The 6,259-nt window shown below is 49.0% G+C and carries 7 protein-coding genes; 3 read left to right on the top strand and 4 right to left on the bottom strand.

Annotated features, from left to right (window positions below; translation table 11 throughout):
* The first annotated feature begins 61 nt into the window (after window positions 1–61).
* On the top strand, window positions 62–562 hold the full coding sequence (greB, locus tag B7X71_RS10545; protein ID WP_215387625.1) for a transcription elongation factor GreB: 501 nt from the start codon (window positions 62–64) through the stop codon (window positions 560–562).
* 12 nt (window positions 563–574) lie between these two features.
* On the opposite strand, the gene B7X71_RS10540 is transcribed toward greB, so the two are convergent.
* From B7X71_RS10540 to B7X71_RS10525, 4 genes are all read right to left on the bottom strand, one after another.
* Entirely contained in the window at window positions 575–2,833 is a 2,259-nt protein-coding gene (locus tag B7X71_RS10540; RefSeq protein WP_215303815.1) for a bifunctional (p)ppGpp synthetase/guanosine-3',5'-bis(diphosphate) 3'-pyrophosphohydrolase, read from the bottom strand.
* A 102-nt stretch (window positions 2,834–2,935) separates the two neighbouring features.
* Window positions 2,936–3,139, bottom strand: a complete 204-nt coding sequence (gene rpoZ / locus B7X71_RS10535; RefSeq protein WP_011902918.1) for a DNA-directed RNA polymerase subunit omega — start codon at window positions 3,137–3,139, stop codon at window positions 2,936–2,938.
* A 45-nt stretch (window positions 3,140–3,184) separates the two neighbouring features.
* Window positions 3,185–3,835, bottom strand: a complete 651-nt coding sequence (gene gmk / locus B7X71_RS10530; RefSeq protein ID WP_215303299.1) for a guanylate kinase — start codon at window positions 3,833–3,835, stop codon at window positions 3,185–3,187.
* 21 nt (window positions 3,836–3,856) lie between these two features.
* Complete coding sequence (locus B7X71_RS10525) at window positions 3,857–4,792, bottom strand: YicC/YloC family endoribonuclease (protein ID WP_293600713.1); 936 nt, start codon at window positions 4,790–4,792, stop codon at window positions 3,857–3,859.
* A gap of 32 nt (window positions 4,793–4,824) precedes the next feature.
* Here B7X71_RS10525 and rph point away from each other — a divergent pair, with 32 nt between their 5' ends.
* Window positions 4,825–5,556: a ribonuclease PH gene (gene rph / locus B7X71_RS10520; RefSeq protein WP_215303296.1), complete on the top strand. Its 732-nt coding sequence runs from the start codon at window positions 4,825–4,827 to the stop codon at window positions 5,554–5,556.
* Between the two features lie 18 nt (window positions 5,557–5,574).
* The gene (rdgB, locus tag B7X71_RS10515) at window positions 5,575–6,174 is read left to right on the top strand and encodes an RdgB/HAM1 family non-canonical purine NTP pyrophosphatase (protein ID WP_293600712.1); all 600 of its coding nucleotides are present in this window, start codon (window positions 5,575–5,577) and stop codon (window positions 6,172–6,174) included.
* Window positions 6,175–6,259 lie beyond the last annotated feature (85 nt).

Below are 6,259 nucleotides of genomic sequence, written 5' to 3'. Positions count from 1 at the left end.
TTGGTTCGTAGCCAAGTACTCTATCCAGCTGAGCTACAGCCGCAACAGCCATAATTATGCCATGGAAGAGAAGAACTACATCACACCCGCTGGTCATGAACGCATCAAAAGCGAGCTTTTACAGCTCCTGGACCTTGATCGGCCTGAGGTTGTCAAGGTTGTTCACTGGGCCGCATCCAATGGCGACCGCTCTGAAAATGGCGACTATATCTACGGAAAAAAGCGACTTCGAGAGATAGATCGACGGATTCGCTTCCTGAACCAGCGCCTAGAATTTGCTGTAGTAGTCGATAACCAAGCCCGAAAATCGGGTGACGCAGATGCTGAGCAGGTTTTTTTTGGGGCCACTGTGACTTATGCAAGCCTAGAGGGTGTCGATGCAGGCAAGGAGACGACTATCACTATTGTGGGCGTTGATGAGGTTGATTTAGAGCTTGGTCACGTCAGTTGGGTCTCCCCGATTGCGAAGGCTCTGATCAAAGCACGCGTAGGTGATTGCGTCAAAATTCAGACGCCATCGGGCCCTAGTGAAATTGAAATCCTAGATGTTCAGTACCAATAGTAGGTAAATAAATTAGCTAGCCCGAACTCGAGTCACGCGCATCACATCATGATTGGTGCGCAGGCTACGCATGACCTTGGAAAGGTGTAAACGATCTGATACTTGTATTGTGAATCGAATCGTAACGGCATCTTCTTTATATCGGTCATCCATAGATACGTTCATGATGTTGGAGTCCGCAGCAGTCACACTACTAGCCACTCTAGCCAGAACACCCTTTCCTTGGCGGGTATCGATTGCAAGATCAACCTCAAATTCTCGGTTAACCTCTTTGCCCCACTCGACCTCTACCCACTTGTCGCTATCCTTCGAAAGCATTTTGAGGGCTACTGGACAGTCATTAGTGTGTACCTGTAAACCTTCACCCTTTCCGAGATAGCCAATAATGTTGTCGCCTGGGATCGGATGGCAACAGGTTTGAAAGCTTATCGAATTTCCTTCGCGACCATCGACCAAAATAGCCTGACGCTGATGGTGATGTGAGGCAATTTCCTGATGAGGAGTAACCCAATCTGCCGCGCCCAAGCGCATTTGCTCTGAACCACCCTCGTCATCAATCAAGATCTTCAATCGAATAGCTAACTCTTGCGGGGATCTGCGACCCAAAGCAATGTTGACACAGGCCTCTTCGCGCGTTTTATCACCAGTCCAGTGCAATAACTTTTCCCAGATCTCTGGAGATAAGAGGCCGGCATCCACCCCTTGTTGACGCAAAGCATGCGCCAAGAGGCGCTCGCCCAACTGTAAAGACTCGGCGTAGTGCTTGGTCTTTAGTGAGTGACGAATAGAGGCGCGAGCTTTGCCTGTCCTAACAAATGCCAACCAGCCCGGATTTGGCTGGGAGTTGGCCGATGTCACCACTTCAACAATATCGCTATTCTTTAACTCACTACGTAGCGGTAATTGCATGCCATTAATTTTGACTGCAACACAAGTGTTGCCCACATCACTATGAATTGAATAAGCAAAGTCTAAGGCGGTAGCGCCACGTGGCAAGGCTCTAATCTGACCCTTTGGAGTAAAAACATACACTGCGTCGGGGAACAAATCAATTTTGACGTGTTCTAAGAATTCTTGTGAATCCCCACTACTGTCCTGAATATCAATCAAGGATTGCAGCCATTGATGAGCCCGGTTTTGTACCTCGCTCATATCCGGTCCGCCATCCTTATATGCCCAGTGCGCAGCAACACCAGCCTCAGCGACCGCATGCATATCGCCAGTACGTATCTGAAACTCAACCGGCACACCCGATGGCCCTAAGAGGGTTGTGTGCAAGGACTGATAGCCGTTGAGCTTAGGAATCGCAATGTAGTCCTTAAACTTGCCAGGCATTGGCTTATAGAGAGCATGCAAAATTCCGAGAGCACGATAGCACTCATCAATCGAGTGCACAGTAACCCTAAAGGCATAGACATCGAGCACTTGAGAAAAGCTCAGATGCTTGCTTCGCATTTTGTTGTAAATACTGAAGAGGGTTTTTTCTCGGCCTTGTAGATCAACTTCGAGATTCACTTTTGCAAAAGCCATACGGGCGTTCTGCAAAATCTTTTCTACCATCTCTTTGCGATTGCCACGCGCCCGCTTCACTGCATCTTCGATTACCCTAAAGCGCATAGGCATCGAATAACGGAAACTCAAGTCCTGCAAGTCGCGGTAAATAATATTGAGGCCTAAGCGATGGGCAATCGGAGCATAGATCTCAATGGTCTCGGTAGCTACCCTGCGACGCTTTTCCATCGGTACAGCATCAAGCGTACGCATATTGTGTGTGCGATCAGCTAGCTTGACCAGAATGACTCGCACATCACGGGCCATTGCCATAAACATCTTACGAAAGCTTTCTGCTTGCGCTTCAGCATGACTTTGGAACTCCAATTTATCCAGCTTGGTCAAACCTTCGACAAGCTCGGCTACTTTGCTGCCAAACTTTCCAACTAGATCAGCTTGAGTACATCCCGTATCTTCAATTACATCATGCAGCAAAGCCGCCATGATGGAGGAAGCATCTAAATGCCAGGTGGCACACAATTCAGCAACGGATACAGGATGGGTAATGTAAGGTTCGCCACTGTGACGATACTGCCCGAGATGAGCCGCATCTGCAAAATGAAATGCTTGCTTAATGAGCGTAACCTCTTCAGGCTTGAGATAGCCTATTTTAGAAATCAGGCCATCGATAGAAACAACCTGATGCTTTAGTGGCAGTGCTGGCGCAGAGGTAGGGCCAAATAAATGTCGGCTCGATTGAGCTAACAATGTTGCGATGATGGAAGACTTATCGCTATTAACAGTCTCTTTAGGCGAGACCCGACCTTTGGATTCCGATGTGTTTTGGTCGCCTAAGGGGAGCTCCACAACGGAACCCCTGAATTACAAAGGTACTTTGGTCAACATGTCACGGTCAGTTACACCAGCAGCAACTTCACGTAAGGCAACTACAGTTGCTTTATCTCTGGACTCAACACGTGGGGAGTGACCTTGAACTAATTGACGTGCGCGATAAGTCGCGGCCAACACCAGCTCAAAACGATTTGGGATAGTTTTTAGACAATCTTCTACAGTAATACGGGCCATGCTGAACTCACTTAAATTTAGCTTCAATACCTATAGGATAACTGATTAGACCCCAAGCCGCCTTAAAAGCGCTGGGTTGCGAGCCATAATTGGCCCTGAGCGTAAGCGGCTGGCAGCAACAACATGGCGTAAATCAATTAAAGCCTGCTCAAAATCATCGTTGATGACAATGAAATCCGCTTCATGGGCATGCTGAAGCTCTAAATGGGCTGCAGCCAACCTTCTCTGAATGGTTTCCTCATCATCCTGCCCACGTTTACGCAAGCGCTCCTCTAAGGCCTCAAATGAAGGCGGGAAGATGAAGATCCACTGCACTTCGGGAATAATTTGACGAATTTGCTGGGCGCCCTGCCAGTCGATCTCGAGCATCACATCGCGCCCGGTTTTCATCTGGGTTTCGATCCAAGCTTTGGAGGTGCCGTAAAAATTGCCGTGCACTTCCGCATGCTCCAAAAAATTACCTTGATCGCGTTCCGCTATAAATTCATCTCTTTTAATAAAGCGATAGTCCTTGCCATCCACCTCGCCTGGCCTTGGCGCACGTGTTGTAGTGGAAAGGGAGAGCTTGAGCGCCGTATCTTCTTGCAATAAGGCATTCACCAAAGAAGATTTTCCAGCGCCTGATGGGGCAACGATCATCAACATGCTGCCTTGATAAGCGGGAGATAGGTTAGCTTTAGGTTTAGGGCTGGCCATAATAATTTGTGTAAGGGATAGTTACTCTAAATTTTGGACTTGTTCACGCATCTGCTCAATCAAGAGCTTGAGCTCTAAAGCAGCTTGAGTACATTCTTCTGAAACAGATTTAGAGCTCAAGGTGTTGGCTTCACGATTCAACTCTTGCATCAAGAAATCTAAACGTTTTCCAACTGGCCCTTTACCTGCCAGAGCAGTATCTACTGCCTGAAGATGAGTCTTGAGTCGAGCAAACTCTTCCGCAACATCGATACGAACTGCGTAGAGCACCACTTCCTGACGAATACGCTCCATCAACTCCGTGCCAGAACTGCCCTTGCCCTGCTCTTGAGCTGCTAATGCTTCAGCCAAGCGTTCAGTGAGTTTTTCTTGATACTGAGAAACGTAAGCCGGCACCTTAGGCTCAATGCTCTTCACAATCTCACGCATTTTGCTTGTGATGGTCGTTAATACTGTGACTAGGGCCTTGCCTTCTGCATGGCGGCTATCCATTAAGGCAGTTAAAGCTGCGCGACCAGCTTCCAGAGTAGCGGTAATCCAACCCTCTTCCTCACCTCTTGGTTCAGAAACAATGCCAGGCCAGCGCAAAATATCTGCAATCCGCAATGCTTCAGCATGAGGAAAAGCGACTTGAGCATGCTCCTGGAGGGTGTATAGGGCATCTAAACGATCTTTGTTTAGAGCACCCAAGGCATGGGGGTTGGCTTTGGCCGCCCCCGCTGCACCCGAATTAACGCGCCATGCGGCCCGAAACTCGACCTTGCCTCGAGCAAGGCTTTGAGTCGCCATTTCTCTTAAGGCAGGCTCAGCCCCGCGACATTCGTCCGGAAGACGAAAGCCCAAATCCAGAAAGCGGCTGTTGACAGCCCGACATTCCACCTGCAGATCAGCTACTACACCAGCTCCTAGGGAGACTTGGCGTGAAGCGCTGCCATAACCAGTCATGCTCGATATCATATGGACATTGTAGATCTTTAGGACCAAACCCCATGACCAAGCCCAACATCACCCGCCCTAGTGGCCGCACCCCTACGCAATTGCGCCCAGTGAGTATCAGCCGTGCTTTTACCAAGCATGCAGAAGGCTCAGTTCTGATTGCTTTTGGTGATACCAAGGTACTCTGTACCGCCAGTATTCTGGAAAAGGTACCTCCCCATAAAAAAGGCTCAGGTGAAGGTTGGGTTACTGCTGAATACGGCATGCTCCCCCGCTCCACTCACACCCGTAGCGATCGTGAAGCTGCACGAGGTAAGCAGTCTGGTCGCACACAAGAGATTCAGCGCTTGATTGGCCGTGCGATGCGTAGCGTCTTTGATCTCAAAATATTGGGTGAAAGAACTATCCACCTAGATTGCGACGTCTTGCAAGCTGACGGTGGAACCAGAACCGCATCAATTACGGGCGCTTATGTTGCCGCACGTGATGCGATTAATACCCTCCTGCAAAGTGGTGTACTGAAATCAGATCCTATTATTGATAGCGTTGCAGCGATTTCTGTTGGCATCTACCAAGGCGTGCCAGTGCTTGATTTGGATTACCCAGAAGACTCTTCTTGCGATACGGATATGAATGTCGTTATGACCGGCAAAGGCGGAATGATTGAAGTGCAAGGTACTGCTGAAGGCGCAGCATTCTCCCGCTCTGAATTAAATGCGCTCTTAGATTTAGCAGAGCAAGGTATTGCGGATTTAACGCAACTCCAAAAAGAAGCATTTAAATAAAAGATCAAAGGGTAGCTGGTGCAAAAACTCGTTCTCGCTTCTAACAATGCCGGTAAGGTTCGAGAGTTCCAGGAGCTCTTGGCGCCCTTTCATTTTCAGGTTATCCCTCAGGGTGAGTTGGCCATTCCGTCAGCAGAAGAGCCGCATCACACTTTTGTTGAGAATGCCTTGACTAAAGCACGTCATGCCAGCGCAGCTAGTGGCCTACCTGCTCTTGCCGATGACTCCGGAATTTGTGCCCACGCATTAGATGGCGCACCTGGAGTCTACTCAGCGCGTTATGCAGGTGTTGATGGGGATAGCGCTGCTAACAATCAAAAACTGATTGCAGCCCTCAAAGGGAAAGCGGATCGTGGAGCGCATTATGTCTGCGCGCTCGTGATGGTCAATAGTGCCAATGACCCTGAACCGCTCATCGTGCAAACCCGCTGGTATGGGCAAATGATTGATGAGGCCAAGGGAAGTTATGGATTTGGTTACGACCCGCACTTCCTTTTGCCTGAGCTCGGCATCACTGCCGCAGAACTAGAATCTTCAGAGAAGAATCTCATTAGCCACCGTGGCCAAGCATTACGCGAACTCATTGCAAAACTTCAAAGCCGTGCTGAACACGCTTAATCCCGTTTTGGCCACTACGCCAAAACTCACCGCCCTACCCCCGCTGTCTTTGTACATTCATTTTCCGTGGTGCGAAAAGAAATGT

Source organism: Polynucleobacter sp. 39-46-10 (assembly GCF_002282275.1).
Note: the sequence above shows the minus strand (reverse complement) of the source record. Positions and strands in the feature narration are given on the sequence as shown.